This window comes from Pseudomonas sp. NFX98 (genome assembly GCF_047784845.1).
Taxonomy (GTDB): Bacteria; Pseudomonadota; Gammaproteobacteria; order Pseudomonadales; family Pseudomonadaceae; genus Aquipseudomonas.
Genome location: NZ_JBLNNF010000011.1, coordinates 196,916 through 220,893 on the forward strand (window position 1 = coordinate 196,916; position 23,978 = coordinate 220,893).

Genomic DNA, 23,978 nt, shown 5'->3' on the forward strand with positions numbered 1-23,978 from the left:
CGGCCGTCACCTGCTGGAGGTGTTTCATGTCCCATTCTTCGGATTCACCGGCGCTGGTCGGTACCCGTTGGGTCGAACTCGGCCTGGCGCTGTTCACCACCCTGATCGGCGCCGTGGTGATGTTCGGCAGCGTCGAACAAGGCATCGGTTGGGGTGATGCCGGCCCCGAGCCGGGTTACTTCCCCTTTTACATCGGCCTGATGTTGAGCGCCGCGAGCGTAGCCAATGGCGTGCTGACCCTGGTGCGCTGGAAAGCTTTGAGCGTCGCGTTCGTCAGTCGCAGTGCTTTCAAACAAGTGATGTCAGTGTTCGTGCCGATTGCGCTGTTCGTCGGTGCGATGCCGTTCACCGGCATTTACATCGCCTCGGCGGCGTTCATTGCCTGGTTCATGTGGCGTGACAAAGTCCGCGCCAAGCCCTACGGCAAATGGATGATCGGCAGCGTGTCCCTCGGCGCGGTGCTGGCCAGTTACCTGATTTTCGCGTTGTGGTTCAAGGTGCCGCTGGATGCCGGCCCAATGGGCGACTGGATTGCCCTGGCCGGGAGAAATTTCAAATGAGCGAATTCGATTCCCTGTTGCAAGGCATGAACCTGATCCTGACCCCGGGCCATATTGGCCTGATGGTGATCGGCGTGCTGCTGGGCATTCTGGTCGGCGTTTTGCCCGGCCTCGGTGCCCCCAATGGCGTGGCGTTGCTGCTGCCACTGACGTTCACCATGTCGCCGGTGTCGGCGATCATTCTGCTGTCGTGCATGTATTGGGGCGCGCTGTTCGGTGGCTCGATCACCTCGATCCTGTTCAACATTCCCGGTGAACCCTCATCGGTGGCGACCACCTTCGACGGCTATCCGATGGCCCGCGAAGGCCGCGCCGCCGAAGCCCTGACCGCCGCGTTCAGCTCGGCGCTGATCGGTGCCCTGTGCGGCGTATTGTTGCTGACATTCCTGTCGACGAAGATTGCCGCGTTCGCCATGTCGTTCAGTTCGCCGGAGTTCTTCGCGGTGTATCTGTTGGCGTTCTGCACCTTCATCGGCATGAGCAAGAACCCACCGTTGAAAACCGTGGTGGCGATGATGATCGGTTTCGCCATGGCGGCGGTCGGTATGGACACCGTATCGGGCAACCTGCGCCTGACGTTCGACCAACCGATTCTGATGACCGGCATCAGTTTTGAAGTAGCAGTGATCGGCCTGTTCGGCATCGGTGAAATCCTCTGCACCGTGGAGGAAGGCCTGGTGTTCCGTGGCGAACACGCACGCATTACGCCGATGGTGATCTTGCGCACCTGGGCCAAGTTGCCGCGTTACTGGTGGACGATTGTGCGCAGCACGCTGGTCGGTTGCTGGATGGGCATCACGCCTGGCGGGCCGACTGCGGCATCGTTCATGAGCTACAGCCTGGCGCGGCGTTTTTCGAAGAACCGCGAGAACTTCGGCAAAGGCGAAATCGAAGGCGTGATCGCTCCCGAGACTGCCGACCACGCGGCCGGCACCAGCGCCCTGCTGCCGATGCTGACCCTGGGCATTCCAGGTTCGGCCACCGCTGCGGTGATGCTCGGCGGTTTGATGATTTGGGGCCTGCACCCTGGGCCGACGCTGTTCGTCGAGCAACACGATTTTGTCTGGGGCCTGATCGCCAGCATGTACCTGGGCAACGTGGTGAGCCTGATCGTGGTGTTGGCCACCGTGCCGCTGTTTGCCTCGATTCTGCGCATACCGTTCTCGATCATCGCGCCGATCATCATCATGGTGTGCGCCATCGGCGCGTACTCGGTGCACAACTCGTTTTTCGACGTGGTGTTGATGCTCGGTTTCGGCGCACTGGGTTATCTGTTCAAGAAACTCGGTTACCCGATTGCGCCGCTGGTATTGGCGGCGGTGCTGGGCGACAAAGCGGAAGATGCGTTCCGCCAGTCGATGCTGTTCTCGGACGGGCAACTGGGGATTTTCTGGTCCAACCCATTGGTCGGCAGCCTGACCACGGCGGCGCTGCTGATGCTGTTCTGGCCGTTGATTTCCAAGGCGCTGAGCGCGCTGTTGGGCCTGCGTAAATCCCACGTCGCCAAAGCAAAATCGGTGCTGTGACACAGCAATGCTGGCAACGCCTGACAATTGTTGTCAGGCTTGCCGCAGACTTTCTTGCGAGCGCGGCCCATGACCCGAATTCCTGTTGCCAATGTGATCCACAGTCGATTGCGTCTGCGCCAACTGCGGTTGATGCTGGCGTTGCAGGAACTCGGCTCGCTGCGCCGCGCCGCCGATCACATCGGCATGACCCAACCCGCCGCCACCAAAATGCTGCACGAAGCCGAGGACTTGCTCGGTGTCGAACTCTTCGAACGCCTGCCCCGCGGCATGCGCTCTACCCCGTTCGGGGAAACCGTCATCTACTACGCGCGCATGGTCTTCGCCGAACTCAGCGGCATGCGCGAAGAACTGGTGGCGCTTGAATCCGGCAACCTTGGCCGGGTTGCGGTCGGCGCCATTCCGGCACTCGCATCGGGCCTGCTGACCCGCACCATCGCGACCTTGAAACAAAGCCATCCACGGTTGTCCATGAGCATTCAGGTCGATACTAGCGACGTGCTGGTACAGGCGCTTTTACAGGATCAATTGGACATTGTATTGGGGCGGATTCCTCCAGGTGCCCGGGCCGAAGAGTTGCTGTTCGACAGTCTCGGTGAAGAGGCTTTGTGCGTGATTGCAGGGGCACAGCATCCATTGGCTAAAGCCACGCAATTGAGCTGGGCCGAATTGCAGAACATGACCTGGGTACTGCAACAGCATCCGAGCCCGATGCGCGCGATCATCAATCAGGTGTTCCACAACGCGCGGGTCGACATCCCCAGCAGCATCGTCGAAACCACCTCGATCATGACCTTGCTCTCGTTGATTCAGCAGACCGATATGCTCGGCGTCACGCCGGTATCGGTAGTTGAGGATTATCCGGGGCGTGACCTGCTGGCGGTGCTGCCGATCAAGTTCGAGGCTCGATTGCCGCCGTATGGCTTGATCACCCGACGTCATCGCATTCAGTCGTCGGCGATGCAGGCATTCATGAATTCGGTGCGGGCCGAGCATGCGCTGAGCAAATAAAAAAGGCCCGGAGCAATGCTCCGGGCCTTTTCAGGTTTACGCGGTTTTACGAAATACAAACACCAGACCGACGATGATCAACAGCATGCCGAGCATGCTCAGCGTCGCCAATCGGTTGCCGAAAAACACGTAGTCCATCACCGCCGTCACCGCAGGCACCAGGTAAAACAGACTGGTGACATTCACCAGATTGCCCCGCGCAATCAAACGATACAGCAGCAATGTCGCCAAAACTGACACCACCAGCCCCATCCACAACACCGGCACGACAAACCCGATGCTGTGTTCGAAGTGAAACGGCTGGAATGGCACGAAGATCCCGCAGAGCAAAAGCCCGGCGAGGTATTGCACAGGCAGCGTGCCGAGAGGATTGTCGGTGATGCGCTTTTGCATGATCGAGCCGAACGTCATGCTCGCCAGCGCCAGCAAACCAAAGAGCATCCCGGCCAACGACATGCCGGCCAGGCCGATGCCCTGATACACCACCATGATCAACCCGGCCAAACCAAGTGAAAGACCGAACATCCGGCTCCAGGAACGCTGACGCTCCATCAGCACCACAGTGAGGATCGGTTGCACGCCCATGATTGTCGCCATGACACCCGGCGTGACTTTCAGGTCCAGGGCCAGCAGATAGAAAATCTGATAAGCCCCCAGCAACACCACGCCCGTGGCCATCGCATACAGCATCGGCCTGCCGCCCTTGGGCAATTTCAGTTTGAACAACGGCACCAAAAGCACCAGACCGCACAAGGCAATGACGAAGCGAAACAACAGAAACGCAAAGGGTGACGCGTGGGCCAGGCCCCATTTGGAAAAGATCGCCCCGCTGCTCCACAGCAAGACGAACAGGCTCGTGGATGCGGCCGCGAGCGCGGATTTTTTCGAAAGAACAAACATGAATACCACCTGTAGTCAGGCAAAAAGCCAACTCAGCCGAAGCTGAAATTCAGTTGTTTTCAGGTGTGCGCCGGGTTCAGCAGAAAATGCTGATCAGCCCGAAACGCCAACACCCGGCGGCGAGACCACCGCGCAAACCGGCGTGCGACTGACAGGAGGGGGGTAATGACTGATCTGCCCCGGCTGCTGATTCCCGCACGGCACGACGCCAGCGTTGACCGCTGAATCGACTACCGCGTTGATGTGGGATGCAGGCATTGGGCTGATCTTTATTTGGGGGATAAAAAAGTGAGTCCTGAAACTCACTGTGCGCCGACTATAACCAGTGGGCGACACGGTTTGCAATGACTTGGTCAAAGGGCCAGTAACGACAGGCAGGAGGGTGCTGTCTAGGATTGAGATTAACGGCGACACACGGCGAGGTAGACATGGAATGCAAGAGAGCACATGCCAAGGGAACGGACTCATCTTCGATATCAGTTGTACAGGTCACAGGCAAGAAAGCTCGTTGGCGCCAGCATTGCCCAACTACCACTCGAACTGGAACGGGCCGACCCTACCGCTCGCGATTTATCAAACGTGCGTTTTGAACCCATTGACGCCCAAGCGCTGAACGCTTTTGAGCAATGGGAAGATCCACATTTTTCATGGAATGAAGTCATTGGATGGAAAGCACGAGAACCGCTGGCTTTGGATATTGCCATCTGGTTCGGGGAAGAACTGTGTGGGATGTGTATCGCGAACCCGAACAAAAGTAGGCATCGTATTCGGATCGTGCGATTGGAGGGGCGCCCAGGTATGTTTCATCCGTTGAAAAAACGTATTGCCCCTCTGTCCCTATCTGTCATCGAACAATATGCCCAAATAATCGGCAGCAGGATTATCGAGGTTCAGGAACCGTTGGCAGGTGCAGTTTCGACCTATCAACGGCTCGGCTTTGAATTCGATGGCGAAGGCCGACTTGTCAAATCAATGGAGAGCCTAGTATTGTGAAAACTGCTCAAGAAACGACCAATACCGGAGGGAGCATGCGCAAGGTAGCTAAAAAATCCCCCACGCCGAAAAGCTCGTCTTCGGCAAAGAACAGGCTCGCAACCGTTGAACTGACGGCCAGCCAGCGCCACCTGCTCCAACTCATCGTTACAGGCATCGAAGAAGAGCCTGATGGCGTCCTCGCAGGCGCGTCATTCAAATTTTCGCAATAAAAAAAACCGCTCCCTGGGAGCGGTTTTTTCATGTAGACAATCACCCAAACAACCAGTACCCCAACAACGCCAGCACCACCACCGCCAACACCGGCCGCAGCACGCGATAAGCCTTGGGATTACGGCGCTTCCACTGTTTGACGGCACCGCTGATTTTGTCGCTGGAGTTCTTGCTCCACGCATACGCCTGATTGATTCCGCCAACACGTTCGTCATCGAGGTTTTGCGGTGCGGTGGCGCGGCCCAAAAAAGCACTGATCGAACGGTTGATGCGCGTCATCAGGCGATTGCTCAGCGGTCGCTCGATGTCACAAAACAGGATGACCCGGGTCTGGTCGGTTTCGTTCTTGACCCAATGCACATAGGTTTCATCGAACATCACATCTTCACCGTCGCGCCAGGCATACACCTGACCGTCGACAAAAATGCGGCAATCATCGGAATTGGGGGTCGACAGGCCCAGGTGATAACGCAGGGAACCGGCGAACGGATCGCGGTGCGGGTTGAGGTGACTGCCGCCCGGGAGCAGCGCAAACATTGCGCCCTTGATGTTGGGAATGCTGCTGACCAACGCTACGGTTTTCGGGCATAACAGCTCGGCCGATGGCAATGGTTTGTCGTACCACTTGAGGTAGAAACGCTTCCAGCCTTTCTTGAAGAACGAACCGAAACCGGCGTCGTTGTTCTTTTCGGCGGCGCGGATGTAGCCCTCGTCGAACAAGTGCATCGCTTCGTCGCGAATGGCTTCCCAGTTGTTCTTGAGTACATCCAGCTCAGGAAACCGGCTGCGGTCCAGATAAGGCTTGGAGGGCACGCTGGAGAACAGGTACATCAAGGCGTTGTAAGGTGCAAATAGCGCAGAGTGGTTTACGAACTGACGCAGAACCGGCAAACGGGCCTTGCCACGTAAATGCACATAGAGGGTGCTGCCGAGAAACAGCAACAACAACGACGCCTTCGCGGCAAAGGATAAAGTCATCTACGGCTCCTTGGTAACAGACACGTTGCACAACGCCATTTACCCGACGTCGCTGTTGGCATGATAAACACTGCCAACCCAGGGAAAAACCCGTCTAAACCAACATTCAGTGTTAACGATTGCGCAACAACGCATTAGTTAACACAACGCACCTGAACACGGGCTGACGTGAATCAGCCCTGCTGGAGAAGGCATTTACGCCCTTCTCCACCATCGCCCGAAACCTGACCGTTACTGCTGGTTCTCCTGCTCGGTAAACAGATCGCTGAACAGCATGCTCGACAGGTAACGCTCACCGGAATCCGGCAGGATGACCACGATGGTCTTGCCCTGCATTTCCGGTGTCTCGGCCAGCCGCACCGCCACCGCCATCGCCGCCCCGCAGGAGATGCCGCACAGAATTCCTTCCTCCTGCATCAAACGCAGCGCCATGGCCTTGGACTCGTCGTCGCTGACCAGTTCCACCCGATCAACGATAGACAGATCCAGGTTCTTCGGCACGAAACCGGCACCGATACCCTGGATTTTGTGCGGGCTCGGCTTGATTTCTTCACCGGCCAGCGCCTGGGTAATCACCGGCGATACGATCGGCTCCACCGCCACCGAGATGATCGGTTTGCCTTGGGTATTCTTGATATACCGCGAGACGCCGGTAATGGTTCCGCCAGTTCCGACGCCTGCCACCAAAACATCCACTGCGCCGTCCGTATCGTTCCAGATTTCCGGACCAGTGGTTTTTTCGTGGATGGCCGGATTGGCCGGGTTATCGAATTGCGCCGGCATAAAGTATCTGGACGAATCGCTGGCAACGATTTCTCCCGCCTTCTCGATCGCACCCTTCATGCCCTTGGCCGGTTCCGTCAGTACCAGTTCCGCGCCCAGCGCCTTGAGTACCTTGCGTCGCTCGATGCTCATGGAAGAAGGCATGGTCAGCATCAGTTTGTAGCCCCGCGCGGCAGCGACGAAGGCCAGGCCGATGCCGGTATTGCCGGAGGTCGGTTCGACAATGGTCATGCCTGGCTTGAGTTTGCCGGTGCTTTCGGCATCCCAGATCATGTTTGCGCCGATACGGCACTTGACCGAGTAACCGGGGTTGCGCCCTTCGATCTTCGCCAGGATGGTCACACCACGCGGGGCGATGCGGTTGATCTGCACCAGCGGTGTATTGCCGATGGAATGGGCGTTGTCAGCGAAAATACGGCTCATGGCTGGGTCCTTAACGACAGCATTGAAATAGGGCATCAAGGTAAGCCTCTTGCCCTTGGGCGTCCAGTCAGGTCGAACGTCCGGTTACCAGCGCAGTCAATGGCTTTAGATCGCCAGAGATTTGCCACTATGAAACGTCGTTACAGTTGGCCGCTGTGGACCTTCGCCGGCCTCGTTGTGCTGCTGATTGCCCTGCACTTCGCCCTGCCCTACCTGGTGCGCGACTACCTCAATGACAGGCTGGCGGACATGGGCGACTACCGCGGCCAGATCACCGATGTGGACCTGGCCCTGTGGCGCGGCGCCTATAAAATCAATGGCCTGAAAATCGTCAAGGTCGATGGCAAAGTACCGGTGCCGTTCGTCAACGCGCCGTTGATCGACCTTTCCGTCAGTTGGCATTCGCTCTGGTACGACCACGCGGTGGTGGCCGAAGTCCAGTTCATCAATCCCGAAGTGAATTTCGTTGACGGCGGCGCGAATAAACAGAATTCACAAACCGGTCAGGGCACCGACTGGCGCGCGCAACTGGGAAAACTGTTGCCCATCACCCTGAATGAAGTGCGGATAAATGACGGCAAGATCAGCTTTCGCAATTTCAATTCGAAACCGCCGGTGAACATGAACGCCACCAAAATCGACGCGAGCATTTACAACCTGACCAACGTTGTCGACACCGAAGGCAAGCGCGATGCCCGTTTCGAAGGCAAGGCGCTGTTGCTGGGGCATGCGCCACTGGAAAGCACTGCGACGTTTGATCCACTGAGCAACTTCGAAGAATTCGAGTTTCGTCTGCGGGCCAAGGACATCGAGCTCAAACGCATGAACGACTTCGCCTCGGCCTACGGCAAATTCGACTTCAACGCCGGCCACGGCGACGTGGTGATCGAAGCCAAAGCCAATAAGGGGCGACTCACCGGCTACATCAAACCGCTGCTGCGTGATGTGGATGTCTTCAACTGGCAGCAAGATGTGCAAAACGAGAAAAAGGGCTTGTTCCGCTCGGTGTGGGAAGCGCTCGTCGGCGGCACCGAAACCGTGTTGAAAAACCAGGGCAAAAACCAGTTCGCCACACGGGTTGAACTCAGCGGTAGCGTACATCAGCAAAATATCAGCGCGTTCGAAGCGTTTTTGCAGATTTTGCGTAATGGTTTCGTTCAGGCGTTCAATGCGCGGTATGAACGGCCGAAACCGGATGATGGTTAACGTTTGCGCGTGACGGTGTACCGCCCGGTCTCTTCCGCTGCCCTTGGCGAGTTCGCTTGCAGTTGCAGAAAGTCCCAGCCGAGACAGGCCAGAGCCAAGGATCGCGGCACAGCTTCCCGACCGCTGCTGTAGCGAGTGATGCTCCGGGTGCTGACCCCCAACGCCTCGGCGGCCTGATTCAGTGGCAGGCCGGTGCGAGCGCGCCAATCGATGAAGATCCGGGTATTTTCGTCGGACGCGTTTTGCGCGAGTGCATCCAGATACAAGGTGTCGGCGCCGATCTGGATATCCACCTCGGGCCATTCGACGCACCAGCCATCATCACCGAGCTCTGCGACCTCGAAAGCGCTTCCCCGCAATGGTTGTAACCCGGGAAAGGCTTGCAGGTCATGGCTCAAATCAAGGGTCAGTTGTTGGCCGTCAATGAAGGTCAGCGCCAGTCGGTAATCTGGCAATGCCTGCACCGCCGACAACCTTGGTCGCTTCATGGGTAACATCGTTTCCAATCCTCCAGCAATTGCGTCTGATGGGCCCTGACCCATTCCAGCGCTTCCTTGATGATCAGCGGCGGCGGATGATCCTTTTCCCGCAACTGAATGCGATACGTATCTCGAAATCGGTATTTAGTAGACATGTCTCGCAAGCTATCGCCAATATGGCGATAGCTCAATACTGGCCACGCGCCGAGACTGAGTCAAGATGTGACGCTCCATTCAGAGACTGAATAAGCCGTCTGCGTTCACAGTCGACCGGGCAGCGCGTTATAGTCGGGGCTGACCATTTTATTGCGCCCCGCCCTGCCTCGTTCAGGTCGGCGTTACCGTTCGAGGATTAGCAGATGAAGTTCGAAGGCACCCAGGCCTACGTCGCCACCGATGACCTGAAGCTGGCGGTCAACGCCGCCATCACCCTGGAGCGGCCGTTGCTGGTCAAGGGCGAACCGGGCACCGGCAAGACCATGCTCGCCGAGCAACTGGCCGAATCCTTTGGCGCCAAGCTGATTACCTGGCACATCAAATCCACCACCAAGGCCCATCAAGGCCTGTACGAGTACGACGCGGTCAGCCGCCTGCGCGATTCGCAGCTGGGCACGGAAAAGGTCCACGACGTTCGCAACTACCTGAAAAAGGGCAAGCTCTGGGAAGCCTTCGAGTCCGAAGAGCGGGTGATCCTGCTGATCGACGAAATCGACAAGGCCGACATCGAGTTCCCCAACGATCTGCTGCAAGAACTCGACAAGATGGAGTTCTACGTTTACGAGATAGACGAGACCATCAAGGCCAAGAAACGCCCGATCATCATCATTACCTCCAACAACGAGAAAGAGCTGCCGGACGCCTTCCTGCGCCGCTGCTTCTTCCATTACATCGCCTTCCCGGATCGCACCACGATGCAACGGATCGTCGACGTGCACTACCCGAACATCAAGAAAGACCTGGTCAGCGAAGCGCTGGATGTGTTCTTCGACGTGCGCAAGGTGCCGGGCCTGAAGAAGAAGCCATCGACCTCCGAACTGGTGGACTGGCTGAAGCTGCTGATGGCCGACAACATCGGTGAAGCGGTGCTGCGTGAACGCGATCCGACCAAGGCCATCCCGCCGCTGGCCGGTGCGCTGGTGAAAAACGAACAGGACGTGCAACTGCTGGAGCGCCTGGCGTTCATGAGCCGTCGCGGCACCCGCTAAGAGGCTGATGCCATGCTGCTCAACCTGTTCAATGAAATGCGCGCAGCCAAGGTGCCGGTTTCGGTACGCGAGCTGCTGGACCTTATCAACGCGCTGAAACAGCGCGTGACCTTTGCCGACATGGACGAGTTTTACTACCTGTCCCGGGCGATTCTGGTGAAGGACGAAAAGCATTTCGACAAGTTCGACCGAGCCTTCGGTGCCTATTTCAACGGTCTGGAAAAACTCGACGATCATCTTCAGGCGTTAATTCCCGAAGACTGGCTGCGCAAGGAGTTCGAGCGTTCGCTGACCGACGAAGAGCGGGCGGCGATCCAGTCTCTGGGCGGCCTCGACAAGCTGATCGAAGAGTTCAAGAAACGCCTGGAAGAACAGAAGGAACGCCATGCCGGTGGCAACAAATGGATCGGCACCGGTGGCACCAGCCCGTTCGGTTCCGGTGGCTTCAACCCGGAAGGCATTCGGGTTGGCGATGCCGGCAAACGCCAAGGCAAAGCAGTCAAGGTCTGGGATCAGCGCGAGTACAAGAACCTCGACGATTCGGTGGAACTGGGCACGCGCAACATCAAGGTCGCCCTGCGCCGCTTGCGCAAGTTCGCTCGCCAGGGTGCGGCGGAAGAGCTGGACATCGACGGCACCATCGACCACACCGCCAAGGATGCCGGCCTGCTGAACATCCAGATGCGGCCGGAGCGGCGCAACACCGTCAAGCTGTTGCTGCTGTTCGACATCGGCGGTTCGATGGACGCCCACGTGAAGATTTGCGAGGAGTTGTTTTCGGCCTGCAAGACCGAGTTCAAGCATCTGGAGTACTTCTACTTCCACAACTTCATTTATGAATCAGTGTGGAAGAACAACATGCGCCGCACCTCCGAGCGCACCTCGACCATGGACCTGCTGCACAAGTACGGCGCCGATTACAAAGTGATCTTCATTGGTGACGCTGCGATGGCGCCCTACGAAATCACCCAGGCCGGCGGCAGCGTCGAGCACTGGAACGAAGAAGCCGGTTACGTGTGGATGCAACGGTTCAAGGAGAAGTACAAGAAGCTCATCTGGATCAACCCGTATCCGAAGGACACGTGGGGCTATACCTCGTCGACCAATATCGTGAGGGATTTGATCGAGGACCAGATGTATCCGCTGACCCTGCGGGGGTTGGAGGAAGGGATGCGGTTTCTTTCCAAATAAACATGTCGCCCTAAAAGATCGCAGCCTGCGGCAGCTCCTACAGAGATCGGTGTAGGAGCTGCCGCAGGCTGCGATCTTTTGATTTTCACACCTTCAAACAGCGCAAATACTCGACTTGTTCGCGGTGCGCCACATCCTGCACCACCGGCTTCAACCGCACCTGCGCCCCCGGCAGACACTGCGCCAACCGAGCCAACGCCAACGGCGTCAACGCCCCCAATCGCGGATACCCACCAATGGTCTGCCGATCATTGAGCAATACAATCGGCTGCCCGTCCGGTGGCACCTGGACCGCCCCAAGCGGAATGCCCTCGGAAATCATCGGCTTGCCCTGGTACTGCAACGCCGTGCCCAACAGGCGAATGCCCATCCTGTCCGCACGGCTGTCGAGGCTCCAAACGCTGTTGAACGCATCGAACAGACTCTGCCCGCTGAATTCACCGATTTGTGCTCCGAGCACCAGATCCAACGGCGCATCAAGATTCAGATTCGGCCGCTGGTCCGCGGTCAACTCCCGCAACAACATCACTGAGTTGCCTGAGTAGCTCAAACCCGCGCCTTTGCTCAGCGCGCGACCCATGCCATCCAGTCCCCCGAGTTCTTCACGGATCACCGTCGCGCTGCTGCCCAACACCTTCGGCGCATCGAAGCCACCCGGTGCGGCCAGATAAGCGCGTGCGCCAAGCAACGGCTGGGTGAACTGCAAACGCTGACCTTTTTGCAGCCTGAAACTGCGCCACGGCGCCAATGGCTCGCCATCGATGTGTGCGCCAAGGTCCGCGCCGGCCAGCGCCAATACGCAATCTTCCTCGGCCACGACGGTAAACCCACCAAGGGTGATTTCGATCACAGGCGCATCCAATCCGTTGCCCAACAGCCAGTTAGCCCACGACATCGAACGCCAATCGGCCGCGCCGCCCTGGGTCACACCCAGATGACGTACACCGAAACGCCCGGCGTCCTGCAACAGGCAGAGCGGCGTGCTCGCCTCTATCGTCAAACGGCTCATGCCTGGACCTCCAGTGGCGTATCGTCACCGCCCAGGTTGATGAATTCGGCACGGCCGACCGCTTCGAAGCGCACGGTGTCGCCCGGTTGCATCAGGCTGTAGCCGTCACGGTTGCGGTCGAACAATTTGGCCGGTGTGCGACCGATCAGGTTCCAGCCACCCGGCGATACCACCGGATAAGCCGCCGTTTGCCGTTCAGCGATGCCTACACTGCCGGCGGCGACTTTCTTGCGTGGCGTGTTCAGACGTGGCGCGGCCAGCACGTCTTCCACCAACCCCATGAAGGCGAAGCCCGGCGCAAAGCCCAGGGCAAACACCTGATACTCACGCTCGCTGTGACGACGGATCACCTCTTCCACCGCCAGGCCGCTGCGCTGCGACAGCAGGCTCAGCTCGGGCCCGACGCTCAAGTCGTACCACACCGGCAACACATGACAGGTGCCGCGAGTGCGCGCGTTGGGCGACAGATCAATCAGCGCTTGGGCGATTAACTCCCGGGCTTGGGTCGGGCTCAACGCGGTCAGATCGTAATGCACCATCAAGGTTGTGTAGGACGGCACCAGATCGATCAGATGTTCAGCAAACGTCGCCCGTAGACTCTCGCTGGCCGCCAGCATCCACGGCATGTTGGTTTCAGCAATTTCATCGAACAAGCGCACCATCAGACAATCCAGCGCGACCACTTCCACCCGCAGTTTCATGACGCGCTCTGCCGGTTCAAGGCTTCACGGATTCGCTGCACGGCGGCGACCGAACTGGCGTTGTCGCCATGCACGCAGAGGGTGTTGGCCTGCAAATGCAGGGCGCTGCCGTCACTGGCGGTGAGGTTGTCGCCACGGGCGATGGTCAGCGCTTGGTCGATGATTTTTTCCGGATCGTGATGCACCGCGCCCGGTAGTTGCCGCGAGACCAACATGCCGGCGCTGTCGTAGGCGCGATCGGCGAAGACCTCGAACCACAGGGTCACACCGTATTCATCGCCCAACTGCTGCGCCGCGCTGTTGTCTTTGGTCGCCATCAGCATCAACGGCAGGTTGCGGTCATAGGACGCCACCGCTTGCAGCACGGCGCGCAATTGCGCCGGGTTGGCCATCATGTCGTTGTACATCGCACCGTGGGGTTTGACGTAGCTGACCCGCCCGCCCTGGGCCCGGCAGATGCCATCGAGGGCGCCGATCTGGTAATGCAGGATGTCCTGAAGTTCCTGGGTGGCATACGCCATGGAGCGACGGCCGAAACCCACCAGATCCTGATAGGCCGGATGAGCGCCGATCTTCACGCCATGACTGAGGGCCAGGCTGACGGTCTTGCGCATGATGCTCGGGTCGCCGGCGTGAAAACCGCAGGCGATGTTGGCGCAATCGATGAAGGGCATGACTTCCGCGTCCAGACCCATGGTCCAGTTACCGAAACTCTCGCCGATGTCGCAGTTCAATAGCAGGCGGCTCACGATGAACACTCCTGTAGGCTTTATTCTTTTTAGCTGCGGGACATATCTGTAGAACAGCCCCGCAGATTATCAGTTACTGGGCGTCGAGTTGTTTGCCACGGGTTTCCGGCAGGCTCAGGGCCGCGAGGATCACCACGCCGTAGGACACCGCCGCAAAGGCACCGATGCCGACGCTCAGCGGCACGGTCTGGCTGAGCAGGCCGATCAGCAGCGGAAACAACGCCGCCAGCGCCCGGCCGATGTTGTAGCAGAAGCCCTGGCCCGAACCGCGAATACGCGTCGGGAACAACTCGGTCAGGAACGCGCCCATGCCGCTGAAAATCCCCGAGGCGAAGAAGCCCAGCGGAAAGCCCAGCCACAGCATCACGCCGTTGCTGACGGGCAGTTGGGTGTAGAGCAACACGATGGTGAACGAGCCCACCGCGAACAGAATGAAGTTTTTCTTGCGGCCGAGGATGTCAGTCAAATAAGCGCTGATGACATAGCCGACGTAGGAACCGACGATCACCATCGCCAGATAACCGCCAGTACCCAGTACGCTCAAGCCGCGTTCGTTCTTCAGGAAAGTCGGCAGCCAGGAAGTGATCGCGTAGTAACCGCCCAGCGCACCGGTGGTCAGCAACGAAGCGCGAATCGTGGTGAAGAGCATGCCGGGGGCGAAGATCTCGTAAAACTTCGACGGATTGCTCGGCTCTTGCCTGGCTTTGGCTTCGCGGTAGATTTCCGGGTCCTTGACCAGACGGCGGACGAAAATTACAAAAATCGCCGGCACGATGCCGAGAATGAACAGTGCACGCCAGGCATCTTCCGGCGGCATGATCGAGAACAGCAGCGCATACAGAATCGCCGTCAGGCCCCAGCCCAATGCCCAGCCGGATTGCACCATGCCCACGGCCTTGCCGCGGTCCTGGGCACGAATGACTTCACCGATCAGCACCGCACCGGCCGTCCATTCACCACCGAAACCGAAGCCCATCAGGGTGCGGGCGATCAACAGTTGTTCGTAGTTCTGCGCGAAACCGCAGAGGAAGGTGAAGAAGGCGAACCACAATACGGTCAATTGCAGTGTGCGCACCCGGCCAATGCGGTCGGAGAGAATCCCCGCCACCCAGCCACCGATGGCCGAAGCGATCAGCGTGCTGGTGTGTATCAGCCCGGCCTGCCCGGTGGTGATGCCCCACATGGCAATCAGAGTCGGCACCACGAAGCTGAGCATCTGGGTGTCCATGCCGTCCAGGCCATAGCCGATCTTGCAGCTCCAGAAGGTGCGGCGTTCCTGCTGATTGATGTTGCGATACCAGTCGAAAGGTCCCGGGCGAGCCGATGCTTTCGGGATGGCGGTGGTGTCGGGCGCACTCATGGCAAATCTCCGCGCTGATTTTATTGGTATTGTTCTGAGCCCCGACGACGCCTATCGTGGGAACCGGATGCGTCGATTTTTGGTCGCGCCACCCTGTCGCGTCCAACTAATAAAAACCCGTCCTAGCCATAAGAAAAACTTGATCCCATGAACCTGAAGTTTCTCGAGACCTTTGTCTGGGTCGCCCGACTCAAGAGTTTTCGCCTGACCGCCGACAAACTCTTCACCACCCAGGCGTCGATTTCCAGCCGCATTGCCGTGCTTGAAAGCGAGCTCGGCGTGAAGCTTTTCCTGCGTGATTCGCGTGGCGTGAGCCTGACGCCCGAAGGCTTGAAAGTGCTCGATTACGCCGAGCAGATGATGGACACCATGCAGGCGCTCAAGCAGTCGATCGAAACCCGTTCGAGCAAGGCCGGACGTGTGCGCATTGGCGTGATGGACACCGTGATCCACACCTGGCTCAGCCCGCTGGTGGCGCAGATGACCGATCACTATCCGCTCGTGGAAATCGAGTTGGTGGCCGATACCTCGCTGAACCTCTGCGATCAGCTGCAAAAAGGCTTCCTCGATGTGATCCTGCAAACCGACCTGCTGCGCCAGGAAAGTGTGCGCAGCCTGGAACTGGCGAGCCATCCGATGGGCTGGATCGTCGCCAGCAATTCGCTGTACAACCGTGAGTATTCAGGCGTGGTCGATCTGGCGAATGAGCGGATCATCACCTACTCGAAAAACTCCCATCCGCATCAGGAAGTGCTGGCACTGATGCAGGCCAACGGCGTAACGGCGCCGCGACTCAATTGTGTGAATTCGGTGTCGGCGATTACCCGGTTGTTGCGTGACGGCTTCGGCATCGGCGCGTTGCCGCCGGTGCTGGTGGCCGAGGAACTGGCGCGCGGGGAATTGACCTTGCTGGATATCGATCAGCGGCCACCGGACTTGCAGGTGGTGGTGTCGTGGCGGGTGGGCGTTGAGTGGGTCGAGGAGATTGTTGCGTTGTGTCAGCAGGTGTTGGAGGGGTATGCGCAGAAGGTGGGTGAGAATTACATCGTGTTGGCTAATTGACAGTTGGTGGGGACAAATCCGATCCGTAGGAGCAAGGCTTGCCCGCGATGGCGTCCTTGAAGTTGCTATCGCGGGCAAGCCTTGCTCCTACAAAAAGCGCCATCCACAGTGAACAGGAATGGGTCAAAGCCCGCGCAAATCCCGCTCTTCGATCGGCCGGCTCTGGCGCAGGCGTTTGCCGCCCAACACCACCCAATCGATCAAACGGAACAGGCACTCAATCCCGAACGACAACAGCAGCGCGCCGCTCATGCCCCAGATCATCGCTTCCGGGGTCAACAGGATCTGGTAGCTGTAGCCATTCCAGGTTTCCTTGCGAATATCCGGATCCGCCGCCAGCACCACTTGCAGGAAGCGGATGTACCACGGGCCCTGCATCGCCTGGAACTGTTTATCCAGCGCCACCTGACGGGTCAGCAAGTTGCTGAGGCTATCGGCATCACTGCGAAAAATCGGGTCTTCGCTGGCACGGTAATGAGCGACCAGCGCCTGCATATCACCCTTGAAGAACTGATTGGCGGTGTTCTGAAACCCGCTCAAACCGGTTTGCGCCTCAATCAGATGCGCTTCGATCCGCTTGGCGTAATCGTTGATGAACCCCGGCACCTGGACACCGATCAACAGGCCCGCCGCGAATAACACCAGCCGTAGATAACTGAGCAACATGGGGAGCAGATCCTTATTCGGTCATGCCCTGGCTGACGCATTCACCGCGTCGCCACAGGCTCCATTGGCCCGGTTCATAGCGGGTCCAGGTTTCGTTTTCGGTCAGGGGTTCAGTGGCGATCACGGTGACCACGTCGTTGGGCGTGGTTTCGGCCTGGAAGTCGACGATCACATCGACGTCCTTCAAGCGCGCCGGGCCGAACGGGGCGCGACGGGTAATCTGCGCCAGTTTGGTCGAGCAGTAGCAGAACAACCAGTCGCCATCGCTGAGCAAGCAGTTGAACACGCCTTTGTTGCGGTATTCGGCGCAGGCAGCGACCAGTTCCGGCAGCAACTCTTCGACCTCGACCGGCTCGGGAAACGCAGCGCGTACGCGGTTGAGCAAATCGCAAAATGCCGCTTCGCTGTCGGTATCGCCAACCGGGCGATAAAAACTGGCCTTCGGCTGAAAGTCGGCCAATTGGCCGTTATGGGCGAAACACCAATTGCGCCCCCACAACTCTCGGACGAACGGATGGGTATTGGACAGGCAGACCTTGCCGACGTTGGCCTGGCGGATGTGCCCGATCACCACTTCGCTCTTGATCGGATAACGCTGCACCAGGTTCGCGACTTCCGACTCGCAGCTCGCCGCCGGGTCCTGGAACAGTCGCAGCCCGCGACCTTCATAGAAGGCAATACCCCAGCCATCGCGATGCGGACCAGTGCGGCCACCGCGCTGCATCAGCCCGGTAAAGCTGAACACGATATCGGTCGGGACATTGGCGCTCATGCCCAATAACTCACACATGCTCGGACTCTCGCTCAATGGCAGGGGGCAAGGTTACAGACGAGGTTCGACCCGCATGCGCTGGGGATTGCTCGGCAACGGCGGACGGCCGTAGCGATCATCGCCGGCACCGCCGAACGGATGATCCTCTTCCGGTTCGTCGGCACGGGCGGCGGCCTTGGCGGCGGCGGCCTGTTCCTTGCGGGCATTGGCGGCGCGCTCGATGGGGAAGCGGATCGCCACGATCACCAGGTAGATGCCGAAAGCGATCATGCCGTACATGAACAGATCGGAAATCGCCCGCCACGCGTTGTTGCCGACCTTGAACAGCAGGTCCAGGGCGGTAATGGCGATGGCCGGGGCGACCTTTTCCTTTACCGGGTCAATGATGGTCGGGCTGAACAGCAGCACCGCCACCAGCAACCGCAGCGGCTCACGCAGCCAACGCCACATCCAGCGGGTAATGCGCATCCACACCAACAGGCAGCCCAAAGCGGCAAAGGCGTAGAGGCCCCAAGCGATCAGATAGTCGTTCTCGGTCATGGTGTCCATGGCAAGGCAGGCAAAGAGGCGCTTATGATAACGGCTTTTCGCCCGTCAGGCTCCTTCATGTAGGAGCTGGCGAAGGCTGCGATCTTTTGATCTTAAAAAATCAGGATCAAAAGATCGCAGCCTTCGGCAGCTCCTACAGGTTGCCAACCCTTATTCAGTACCTGTCCGAGAGCCCTTCATGCCCCTATCCGCCAACATTTGCGACGCCCCGATCGCCCACAAGGCCGAAGGTTCCGACCCGTATGCCTGGCTGCAGGAGCGCGACACCGCTGCGGTGCTCGACTACCTCAAGGCTGAAAACAGTTATCAGGAAGCACAAACCGCCGATCAGGCCGGACTGCGTGAAACCCTGTTCGAGGAAATCAAGGGCCGTATTCTCGAAACCGACCTGTCCCTGCCTTCACCGTGGGGACCGTATCTGTATTACACGCGCACCACGGCGGGTGACGAATACGCCCGCCACTACCGCTGCCCGCGCCCGGCCGACGACAGCCTGACCCTCGATGAAAGCCAGGAACAACTGCTGCTGGACCCGAATGTGCTGGCCAATGGCGGCTTCTTTTCCCTCGGTGCGTTCAGTATCAGCCCGGACCACCAGCGCCTGGCCTACAGCATCGATTCCACAGGTGACGAGATCTACACGCTGTTCGTGAAGGAATTGTCCGACGGTCGTGTCAGTGAACTGGAATTCCAGGACTGCGACGGCAGCATGACCTGGGCCAATGACAGCCTGACGCTGTTCTTCGGCGAACTGGATGACACCCATCGCCCGCACAAGCTGTACCGCTATCGTCTGGACGGCACCGCGGCCGAGGAAGTGTTCCATGAGCCGGACGGTCGCTTCTTCATGCATTGCTATCGCGCCAGTTCCGAGCAGCAACTGTTGCTGTCCGTGGGCAGCAAGACCACCAGCGAAGTCTGGGTACTCGACGCCAATCAGCCGCAGCAAGCCTTTACCTGTATTGCGCCACGAGTCGAAGACCATGAGTACGACGTCGACCACGGTGCCCTCGACGGCCAGTGGACCTGGTTCATTCGCACCAACCGCGACGGCATCAACTTCGCCCTGTACACCGCTGTCGATACCGGCTCGGCGCCGATCGAAGCCGACTGGCAAAACCTGATCCCCCACAGCGACACGGTGATGATCGATGGCATGAGCTTGAATGCCGGCGCCATGACCCTCAGCCTGCGTGAAGGTGGCCTGCCGATCATCGAAGTCCATCCGCAAGACCTGCCGAGCTACCGGGTGCAATTGCCGGACGCGGCCTACAGCCTGCACGTGCAGAACAGTCTGGAATTTGTCAGCGAGCGGATTCGCCTGCGCTATGAAGCGTTGAACCGTCCGGCGCAGATCCGCCAACTGCAACTGAGCAACGGCGAACAGCAAGTGCTCAAGCAAACCCCGGTGCTCGGCCCGTTCGACGCCGATGCCTACGTCAGCCAGCGCCTGTGGGCCACCGCGCCTGACGGCACGCAGGTGCCGATCAGCCTGGTGGTCAAGCGCGAAGCCCTCGGCAAACCGGTGCCGCTGTATCTGTACGGCTACGGCGCCTATGGCGAAAGCCTTGATCCGTGGTTCTCCCACGCACGCCTGAGCCTGCTCGATCGCGGCATGGCGTTTGCCATTGCACACGTGCGTGGCGGCGGCGAACTGGGTGAAGCCTGGTATCGCGCCGGCAAGCAGGAGCACAAGCACAACACCTTCAGCGACTTCATCGCCTGCGCCGAGCACTTGATCGCGAATGGTTTCACCACCGCGCCACAACTGGCGATCAGTGGTGGCAGTGCCGGTGGCCTGTTGATCGGCGCGGTGCTCAACCAACGGCCGGAGTTGTTCGGCGCGGCGATTGCAGAAGTGCCGTTCGTCGACGTGCTTAACACCATGCTCGACCCCGACCTGCCGCTGACCGTCACCGAATACGACGAGTGGGGCAACCCGCAGGAGCCGGACGTCTATGAGCGGCTCAAGGCCTATGCCCCGTACGAAAACGTCACGGCACAAGCCTATCCGGCCACCTTGGTGATCGCCGGCTACAACGATAGCCGCGTGCAGTACTGGGAAGCGGCCAAGTGGGTCGCGAAATTGCGCGCGACCAAAACCGACACCAATCCCCTGCTGCTCAAGACCGAACTGGGTGCCGGGCATGGCGGGATGAGCGGGCGATATCAGGGATTGCGTGACGTAGCACTCGAATATGCATTTTTGTTCAAGGTTTTGCGGATTGCCTGAGGAACTTGATCCGATGAACCGGTCTTAATTCCGTACATCGGGAGCCGATACAACACCGTCCCCTGTAGGAGCAAAGCTTGCTCGCGATGAGGCCGCCACATTCAATATCAATGTTGACTGAATCGCCGCCATCGCCAGCAAGCTGTGCTCCTACAGGGCAATGTCAAACTCGGAAACAGACACAACAAAAAAGACCGCAAAAAAATGTCAGAACCGACCTTACTCAACAACGAAATCCGCGACTGGCTGATGGACTGCGGCCTGTTCAACCAGCTATTGCCGGCAGATTTCGCCGCCGCATCGGGCTATTTCAGCATCAGCACCATTGCCCAGGGTGAACAGATTTTCCAGGAGGGCGATGCCGGCAGTTTCATGTGCATCATCCACGCCGGCCAGGTGGCGGTACAGAAATCCACCGCCGACGGACAACGGGTGACCATCGCTACCCTGCGCAGTGGCCGTTCGTTCGGCGAAATGGCGGTGCTTGACGGCGAACGTCGCTCGGCCAGTTGCGTGGCGGCGAGCAACTGCCAGTTGCTCAACCTCGGCAAGGATTCGCTGGAAAAGATGCTCAACGACGCGCCGAAAATCGCCGCCAAGATCATCCGCGCCCTCGCCGTCTCCCTGTCCAAGCGCTTGCGCATGGCCGACGGGCAACTGCTTTCGCAACAGGTCTAACCGCCGGGAGACTTGACCTTCGGCGGATTCTGTTCGATCCCGGGCACCGGCTGATCCTTGGTCGGCGGGCTCGGCCTCTCGATAGGCACCAACGGCGGACCGCCACTGCCCGGGCCGACTTTCGGCATGGGTGCGGGAGTGATTTGTGGATACGGCGTGGGGGTTGCGGTGCCGGGCGAACCGGGCATCGGCGCGGGACTGACGGGCGAAGTCTGTAGCGTCTGGGCCTGCACTGCAGTAATCGAGAGCGCGGCCAGGGCAATGACCGTTAGAATGGTGCGCTTCATCAATGGCTCCGTTGGCCTTGTTGTCATTTGCAGGCTACTCCCAACTGCGTCCGTTTGCCTTCCCCCTGTGCTGCCAATTTTCTTCAAGTGAGCCCCATGAAACGTTTCGTTCTGCTCGATACCGCCCCCATTCCCGAAAACGGCGGTGCCCTATGCCTGTTCGAGTACGGCGAGGATTTCGTCATCAAGATCCAGGGCGGCGACGGCGGGCAACTGATGAACACGCGCATGCACGGTTCCGAAGATGCCCTGGCCGAGATCCCTTGCCGCAAGGTCGCCGGTCGGCCGAATTCGCGGGTGTTGATCGGCGGCCTGGGCATGGGCTTCACCCTCGCCTCGGCGCTCAAGCACCTGGGCAAGAGCGCTGAAGTGGTGGTTGCCGAGCTGGTCCCCGGCGTCGTGGAATGGAATCGCGGGCCGTTGGGCGAGAAGGCCGGAAACCCGCTCCAGGACCCGCGCACGGTGATCCGCCTGGAAGACGTGGCCAAAGTGCTGCAAGCCGAGCCACAAGGTTTCGATGCAATCATGCTCGACGTCGACAACGGTCCCGAAGGCCTGACCCAGCGTGCCAACAGCTGGCTCTACTCCGCTGGCGGCCTGAGTGCCTGCGCCAAGGCCCTGCGGCCAAAAGGCGTGCTGGCGGTCTGGTCGGCCAGCGCGGACCGGCAGTTTTCCGACAAACTGAAAAAAGCCGGGTTCAAGGCCGAGGAAGTGCAAGTCTTCGCCCACGGCAACAAGGGCACCCGCCACACCATCTGGATTGCCGAGAAGCTCAAGGGCTGAGCTAAACTGCGTTTATACCGTCATTAGTCATTCAACAAAGGTGAACCCATGAGTTCGTCCACCCCAACCAACACGTCGAAGCTGGACCGCATCCTCGCCGACAACCAGCGCGACAAGGAAATGGGCTACCGCGACAAGGCCCTGAAGATGTACCCGCACGTATGCGGCCGCTGCGCCCGTGAATTCTCCGGCAAGCGCCTGAGCGAACTGACCGTGCACCACCGCGACCATAACCACGACAACAACCCGCAGGACGGTTCGAACTGGGAGCTGTTGTGCCTGTATTGCCACGACAACGAACACTCGCGCTATACCGACCAGCAGTACTTCGGCGAAGGCTCGCTGAGCACGCCGAAAATCGCCAAGGCGACGCATAACCCGTTTGCCGCGCTGGCCGGGTTGATGAAGAAAGAAGATTAAAAGCAAAGATCGCAGCCTGCGGCAGCTCCTACATTGGGACGTGTACACCTTGTAGGAGCTGCCGCAGGCTGCGATCTTTTGATCTTGCCACCCAACACCCTCTCTACCCAGCAATCCCCGTATAATCCCGCTTTTTTCCCGAAAGGCACCCCGCTCGTGGCAGACAAACGGTACAGCTGCATTGGTTTGTATAACCCCAAATCACCGGAGAACGTCGGTTCGGTGATGCGCGCCGCTGGCTGTTATGGCGTGGCGTCGGTGTTCTACACCGGCAAGCGTTATGAACGCGCCGCCGACTTCGTCACCGATACCAAGCGCGTCCACTACGACATCCCGCTGATCGGCATCGATGACCTGAAGAAAATCCTGCCGCTGAACTGCGTTCCGGTCGCCGTCGAACTGGTCGAAGGCGCGCGCCCATTGCCCGAGTACACCCATCCCGACCGTGCGCTGTACATCTTCGGTCCGGAAGACGGCTCGCTGGATAAAGAGATTCGCGACTGGTGCGAAGACGTGGTCTACATCCCGACCACCGGTTGCATGAACCTGGCGGCCACGGTCAACGTCGTGCTGTACGACCGCATGGCCAAGGGCCTGAATACCCGCTCGGGGCCGAAATTCCGCTAAGAGGCCGCACATCCGATGGAACAAGCTGCCTGCCCGCGTAGTCAGCTTAACTATCGATTACTTCCTGCCTGGAGACAGATCATGAGCGAACTCAAACGCGTAGAACGTATCGAATCCACACCGTTCCAGAGCCACTCCGAGCAGAACGTCGAGGGCTGGGAGCGCATCGGCTCGCTGGCGGGCGGCGTGGTGATGGTCGGCAAGGGCCTGCGTCGCGGCGGCATCTTCGGTTTGATTCAAGTGGCCATCGGCGGCGTGGCCCTGGCCCGTGGCATCACCGGCCACAGCTCGGCGAAAAGCCTGCTGGAAAAAAGCCGTCAGGACATGAACAACGTGCGGGCGAAGATTCAGCGGGCAGGTGAAGAATTGAAGGCATTGAAGGCCAATGCCGAAGCGGCGACCAAAACCGCTACGGTCACGGGGAATGATTCGTTGAAGTCGCCGAAAACCGGGGTTTGATCCTTTAAAAGCAAAAGATCGCAGCCTTCGGCAGCTCCTTGTATCTCGACTATCGCTCCATCAGGAGCGATAGTTCTCGACTGATCATCGAGGGAGGGATCTGGAAGCCGTGCAGCTCCTTAGGCTTTTTGCCTGTGACGTAGATTGTGCTCCAG

At 59.1% G+C, this 23,978-nt stretch carries 28 protein-coding genes; 15 read left to right on the forward strand and 13 right to left on the reverse strand.

The features are described from left to right. The first annotated feature begins 26 nt into the window (after window positions 1-26). From ACM110_RS16800 to ACM110_RS16810, 3 genes are all read left to right on the forward strand, one after another. Window positions 27-560, forward strand: a complete 534-nt coding sequence (locus tag ACM110_RS16800) for a tripartite tricarboxylate transporter TctB family protein (RefSeq protein ID WP_416128658.1) — start codon at window positions 27-29, stop codon at window positions 558-560. Continuing rightward, complete coding sequence (locus ACM110_RS16805) at window positions 557-2,086, forward strand: tripartite tricarboxylate transporter permease (RefSeq protein ID WP_416128659.1); 1,530 nt, start codon at window positions 557-559, stop codon at window positions 2,084-2,086. The genes ACM110_RS16800 and ACM110_RS16805 overlap by 4 nt, the downstream gene beginning before the upstream one ends. Window positions 2,087-2,155: 69 nt before the next feature. Further along, the gene (locus ACM110_RS16810) at window positions 2,156-3,097 is read left to right on the forward strand and encodes a LysR family transcriptional regulator (protein WP_416128660.1); all 942 of its coding nucleotides are present in this window, start codon (window positions 2,156-2,158) and stop codon (window positions 3,095-3,097) included. 36 nt (window positions 3,098-3,133) lie between these two features. Here the strand turns inward: ACM110_RS16810 and ACM110_RS16815 are convergent, their stop codons facing one another. Next, entirely contained in the window at window positions 3,134-3,997 is an 864-nt protein-coding gene (locus ACM110_RS16815; RefSeq protein WP_416128661.1) for a DMT family transporter, read from the reverse strand. Window positions 3,998-4,090: 93 nt separating this feature from the next. Further along, window positions 4,091-4,255: a hypothetical protein gene (locus ACM110_RS16820; RefSeq protein WP_191630533.1), complete on the reverse strand. Its 165-nt coding sequence runs from the start codon at window positions 4,253-4,255 to the stop codon at window positions 4,091-4,093. 189 nt (window positions 4,256-4,444) lie between these two features. Here ACM110_RS16820 and ACM110_RS16825 point away from each other — a divergent pair, with 189 nt between their 5' ends. After that, window positions 4,445-4,990: a hypothetical protein gene (locus ACM110_RS16825; RefSeq protein ID WP_416128662.1), complete on the forward strand. Its 546-nt coding sequence runs from the start codon at window positions 4,445-4,447 to the stop codon at window positions 4,988-4,990. A 35-nt stretch (window positions 4,991-5,025) separates the two neighbouring features. Continuing rightward, the gene (locus ACM110_RS16830; RefSeq protein ID WP_416128663.1) at window positions 5,026-5,202 is read left to right on the forward strand and encodes a hypothetical protein; all 177 of its coding nucleotides are present in this window, start codon (window positions 5,026-5,028) and stop codon (window positions 5,200-5,202) included. A gap of 40 nt (window positions 5,203-5,242) precedes the next feature. On the opposite strand, the gene ACM110_RS16835 is transcribed toward ACM110_RS16830, so the two are convergent. Then, on the reverse strand, window positions 5,243-6,181 hold the full coding sequence (locus ACM110_RS16835) for an aspartyl/asparaginyl beta-hydroxylase domain-containing protein (protein WP_416128664.1): 939 nt from the start codon (window positions 6,179-6,181) through the stop codon (window positions 5,243-5,245). Window positions 6,182-6,412: 231 nt separating this feature from the next. Next, on the reverse strand, window positions 6,413-7,387 hold the full coding sequence (cysK, locus tag ACM110_RS16840) for a cysteine synthase A (RefSeq protein ID WP_416128665.1): 975 nt from the start codon (window positions 7,385-7,387) through the stop codon (window positions 6,413-6,415). A 129-nt stretch (window positions 7,388-7,516) separates the two neighbouring features. Between cysK and ACM110_RS16845 the strand changes: the two genes are divergently transcribed. Then, window positions 7,517-8,593, forward strand: a complete 1,077-nt coding sequence (locus ACM110_RS16845; RefSeq protein ID WP_416128666.1) for a DUF748 domain-containing protein — start codon at window positions 7,517-7,519, stop codon at window positions 8,591-8,593. On the opposite strand, the gene ACM110_RS16850 is transcribed toward ACM110_RS16845, so the two are convergent. After that, the gene (locus tag ACM110_RS16850; RefSeq protein WP_416128667.1) at window positions 8,590-9,090 is read right to left on the reverse strand and encodes a DUF2442 domain-containing protein; all 501 of its coding nucleotides are present in this window, start codon (window positions 9,088-9,090) and stop codon (window positions 8,590-8,592) included. The genes ACM110_RS16845 and ACM110_RS16850 overlap by 4 nt on opposite strands. A 341-nt stretch (window positions 9,091-9,431) precedes the next feature. Here ACM110_RS16850 and ACM110_RS16855 point away from each other — a divergent pair, with 341 nt between their 5' ends. Together ACM110_RS16855 and ACM110_RS16860 are read left to right on the forward strand one after the other, a co-directional pair. Continuing rightward, window positions 9,432-10,277: an AAA family ATPase gene (locus ACM110_RS16855; protein ID WP_008153159.1), complete on the forward strand. Its 846-nt coding sequence runs from the start codon at window positions 9,432-9,434 to the stop codon at window positions 10,275-10,277. A gap of 12 nt (window positions 10,278-10,289) precedes the next feature. Further along, a complete protein-coding gene (locus tag ACM110_RS16860) occupies window positions 10,290-11,468 on the forward strand; it encodes a vWA domain-containing protein (protein WP_008055445.1) in 1,179 nt (392 codons plus the stop codon). An 85-nt stretch (window positions 11,469-11,553) separates the two neighbouring features. Here ACM110_RS16860 and ACM110_RS16865 read toward each other — a convergent pair whose 3' ends face one another. From ACM110_RS16865 to ACM110_RS16880, 4 genes are all read right to left on the reverse strand, one after another. Then, window positions 11,554-12,477 (reverse strand): biotin-dependent carboxyltransferase family protein, encoded by a 924-nt coding sequence (locus ACM110_RS16865; protein ID WP_416128668.1) that lies wholly within the window; start codon window positions 12,475-12,477, stop codon window positions 11,554-11,556. Next, window positions 12,474-13,178: a 5-oxoprolinase subunit PxpB gene (pxpB, locus tag ACM110_RS16870; RefSeq protein WP_416128669.1), complete on the reverse strand. Its 705-nt coding sequence runs from the start codon at window positions 13,176-13,178 to the stop codon at window positions 12,474-12,476. Before pxpB ends, ACM110_RS16865 begins: the two co-directional genes overlap by 4 nt. Then, the gene (locus tag ACM110_RS16875; RefSeq protein ID WP_416128670.1) at window positions 13,175-13,927 is read right to left on the reverse strand and encodes a 5-oxoprolinase subunit PxpA; all 753 of its coding nucleotides are present in this window, start codon (window positions 13,925-13,927) and stop codon (window positions 13,175-13,177) included. Before ACM110_RS16875 ends, pxpB begins: the two co-directional genes overlap by 4 nt. A gap of 73 nt (window positions 13,928-14,000) precedes the next feature. Continuing rightward, window positions 14,001-15,287, reverse strand: a complete 1,287-nt coding sequence (locus ACM110_RS16880) for an MFS transporter (protein ID WP_416128671.1) — start codon at window positions 15,285-15,287, stop codon at window positions 14,001-14,003. Window positions 15,288-15,434: 147 nt separating this feature from the next. On the opposite strand from ACM110_RS16880, the gene ACM110_RS16885 reads away from it, so the two are divergent. Continuing rightward, entirely contained in the window at window positions 15,435-16,349 is a 915-nt protein-coding gene (locus ACM110_RS16885) for a LysR family transcriptional regulator (RefSeq protein ID WP_416128672.1), read from the forward strand. A gap of 123 nt (window positions 16,350-16,472) precedes the next feature. Here ACM110_RS16885 and ACM110_RS16890 read toward each other — a convergent pair whose 3' ends face one another. From ACM110_RS16890 to ACM110_RS16900, 3 genes are read right to left on the reverse strand one after another with little or no spacing between them, the layout of a single operon-like run. Further along, window positions 16,473-17,015 carry a DUF2937 family protein gene (locus ACM110_RS16890; protein ID WP_416128673.1) on the reverse strand — a complete coding sequence of 181 codons (543 nt, stop codon included), beginning with the start codon at window positions 17,013-17,015 and terminating at the stop codon, window positions 16,473-16,475. A 13-nt stretch (window positions 17,016-17,028) separates the two neighbouring features. Continuing rightward, window positions 17,029-17,805 carry a class II glutamine amidotransferase gene (locus ACM110_RS16895; RefSeq protein WP_416128674.1) on the reverse strand — a complete coding sequence of 259 codons (777 nt, stop codon included), beginning with the start codon at window positions 17,803-17,805 and terminating at the stop codon, window positions 17,029-17,031. A gap of 33 nt (window positions 17,806-17,838) precedes the next feature. Continuing rightward, window positions 17,839-18,336: an MFS transporter gene (locus ACM110_RS16900; RefSeq protein ID WP_416128675.1), complete on the reverse strand. Its 498-nt coding sequence runs from the start codon at window positions 18,334-18,336 to the stop codon at window positions 17,839-17,841. Between the two features lie 178 nt (window positions 18,337-18,514). On the opposite strand from ACM110_RS16900, the gene ACM110_RS16905 reads away from it, so the two are divergent. Together ACM110_RS16905 and ACM110_RS16910 are read left to right on the forward strand one after the other, a co-directional pair. Further along, on the forward strand, window positions 18,515-20,569 hold the full coding sequence (locus ACM110_RS16905; RefSeq protein WP_416128676.1) for a S9 family peptidase: 2,055 nt from the start codon (window positions 18,515-18,517) through the stop codon (window positions 20,567-20,569). A gap of 204 nt (window positions 20,570-20,773) precedes the next feature. After that, entirely contained in the window at window positions 20,774-21,247 is a 474-nt protein-coding gene (locus ACM110_RS16910; RefSeq protein ID WP_416128677.1) for a cyclic nucleotide-binding domain-containing protein, read from the forward strand. Here the strand turns inward: ACM110_RS16910 and ACM110_RS16915 are convergent. After that, window positions 21,244-21,534 (reverse strand): hypothetical protein, encoded by a 291-nt coding sequence (locus ACM110_RS16915; protein ID WP_338585243.1) that lies wholly within the window; start codon window positions 21,532-21,534, stop codon window positions 21,244-21,246. The genes ACM110_RS16910 and ACM110_RS16915 overlap by 4 nt on opposite strands. Window positions 21,535-21,630: 96 nt before the next feature. Between ACM110_RS16915 and ACM110_RS16920 the strand changes: the two genes are divergently transcribed. The 4 genes from ACM110_RS16920 (at window position 21,631) to ACM110_RS16935 (ending at window position 23,823) form a co-directional block, all read left to right on the forward strand. Then, entirely contained in the window at window positions 21,631-22,317 is a 687-nt protein-coding gene (locus tag ACM110_RS16920; RefSeq protein WP_046816779.1) for a spermidine synthase, read from the forward strand. A 48-nt stretch (window positions 22,318-22,365) separates the two neighbouring features. Next, window positions 22,366-22,737, forward strand: a complete 372-nt coding sequence (locus ACM110_RS16925; protein WP_007944009.1) for a YajD family HNH nuclease — start codon at window positions 22,366-22,368, stop codon at window positions 22,735-22,737. 156 nt (window positions 22,738-22,893) lie between these two features. Further along, a complete protein-coding gene (locus ACM110_RS16930) occupies window positions 22,894-23,364 on the forward strand; it encodes an RNA methyltransferase (RefSeq protein ID WP_007911337.1) in 471 nt (156 codons plus the stop codon). Window positions 23,365-23,445: 81 nt separating this feature from the next. Continuing rightward, entirely contained in the window at window positions 23,446-23,823 is a 378-nt protein-coding gene (locus tag ACM110_RS16935; RefSeq protein WP_416128678.1) for a DUF2892 domain-containing protein, read from the forward strand. The last annotated feature ends 155 nt before the right edge of the window (window positions 23,824-23,978 follow it).

Bases quoted from the DNA above. Each gene is read 5' to 3' on its own strand.
- ACM110_RS16800 (WP_416128658.1), top strand. From the start codon at position 27: ATGTCCCATTCTTCGGATTCACCGGCGCTGGTCGGTACCCGTTGGGTC.
- ACM110_RS16805 (WP_416128659.1), top strand. From the start codon at position 557: ATGAGCGAATTCGATTCCCTGTTGCAAGGCATGAACCTGATCCTGACC.
- ACM110_RS16810 (WP_416128660.1), top strand. From the start codon at position 2,156: ATGACCCGAATTCCTGTTGCCAATGTGATCCACAGTCGATTGCGTCTG.
- ACM110_RS16815 (WP_416128661.1), bottom strand. From the start codon at position 3,997: ATGTTTGTTCTTTCGAAAAAATCCGCGCTCGCGGCCGCATCCACGAGC.
- ACM110_RS16820 (WP_191630533.1), bottom strand. From the start codon at position 4,255: ATGCCTGCATCCCACATCAACGCGGTAGTCGATTCAGCGGTCAACGCT.
- ACM110_RS16825 (WP_416128662.1), top strand. From the start codon at position 4,445: ATGCCAAGGGAACGGACTCATCTTCGATATCAGTTGTACAGGTCACAG.
- ACM110_RS16830 (WP_416128663.1), top strand. From the start codon at position 5,026: ATGCGCAAGGTAGCTAAAAAATCCCCCACGCCGAAAAGCTCGTCTTCG.
- ACM110_RS16835 (WP_416128664.1), bottom strand. From the start codon at position 6,181: ATGACTTTATCCTTTGCCGCGAAGGCGTCGTTGTTGTTGCTGTTTCTC.
- cysK (WP_416128665.1), bottom strand. From the start codon at position 7,387: ATGAGCCGTATTTTCGCTGACAACGCCCATTCCATCGGCAATACACCG.
- ACM110_RS16845 (WP_416128666.1), top strand. From the start codon at position 7,517: ATGAAACGTCGTTACAGTTGGCCGCTGTGGACCTTCGCCGGCCTCGTT.
- ACM110_RS16850 (WP_416128667.1), bottom strand. From the start codon at position 9,090: ATGTTACCCATGAAGCGACCAAGGTTGTCGGCGGTGCAGGCATTGCCA.
- ACM110_RS16855 (WP_008153159.1), top strand. From the start codon at position 9,432: ATGAAGTTCGAAGGCACCCAGGCCTACGTCGCCACCGATGACCTGAAG.
- ACM110_RS16860 (WP_008055445.1), top strand. From the start codon at position 10,290: ATGCTGCTCAACCTGTTCAATGAAATGCGCGCAGCCAAGGTGCCGGTT.
- ACM110_RS16865 (WP_416128668.1), bottom strand. From the start codon at position 12,477: ATGAGCCGTTTGACGATAGAGGCGAGCACGCCGCTCTGCCTGTTGCAG.
- pxpB (WP_416128669.1), bottom strand. From the start codon at position 13,178: ATGAAACTGCGGGTGGAAGTGGTCGCGCTGGATTGTCTGATGGTGCGC.
- ACM110_RS16880 (WP_416128671.1), bottom strand. From the start codon at position 15,287: ATGAGTGCGCCCGACACCACCGCCATCCCGAAAGCATCGGCTCGCCCG.
- ACM110_RS16885 (WP_416128672.1), top strand. From the start codon at position 15,435: ATGAACCTGAAGTTTCTCGAGACCTTTGTCTGGGTCGCCCGACTCAAG.
- ACM110_RS16890 (WP_416128673.1), bottom strand. From the start codon at position 17,015: ATGTTGCTCAGTTATCTACGGCTGGTGTTATTCGCGGCGGGCCTGTTG.
- ACM110_RS16895 (WP_416128674.1), bottom strand. From the start codon at position 17,805: ATGTGTGAGTTATTGGGCATGAGCGCCAATGTCCCGACCGATATCGTG.
- ACM110_RS16900 (WP_416128675.1), bottom strand. From the start codon at position 18,336: ATGGACACCATGACCGAGAACGACTATCTGATCGCTTGGGGCCTCTAC.
- ACM110_RS16905 (WP_416128676.1), top strand. From the start codon at position 18,515: ATGCCCCTATCCGCCAACATTTGCGACGCCCCGATCGCCCACAAGGCC.
- ACM110_RS16910 (WP_416128677.1), top strand. From the start codon at position 20,774: ATGTCAGAACCGACCTTACTCAACAACGAAATCCGCGACTGGCTGATG.
- ACM110_RS16915 (WP_338585243.1), bottom strand. From the start codon at position 21,534: ATGAAGCGCACCATTCTAACGGTCATTGCCCTGGCCGCGCTCTCGATT.
- ACM110_RS16920 (WP_046816779.1), top strand. From the start codon at position 21,631: ATGAAACGTTTCGTTCTGCTCGATACCGCCCCCATTCCCGAAAACGGC.
- ACM110_RS16925 (WP_007944009.1), top strand. From the start codon at position 22,366: ATGAGTTCGTCCACCCCAACCAACACGTCGAAGCTGGACCGCATCCTC.
- ACM110_RS16935 (WP_416128678.1), top strand. From the start codon at position 23,446: ATGAGCGAACTCAAACGCGTAGAACGTATCGAATCCACACCGTTCCAG.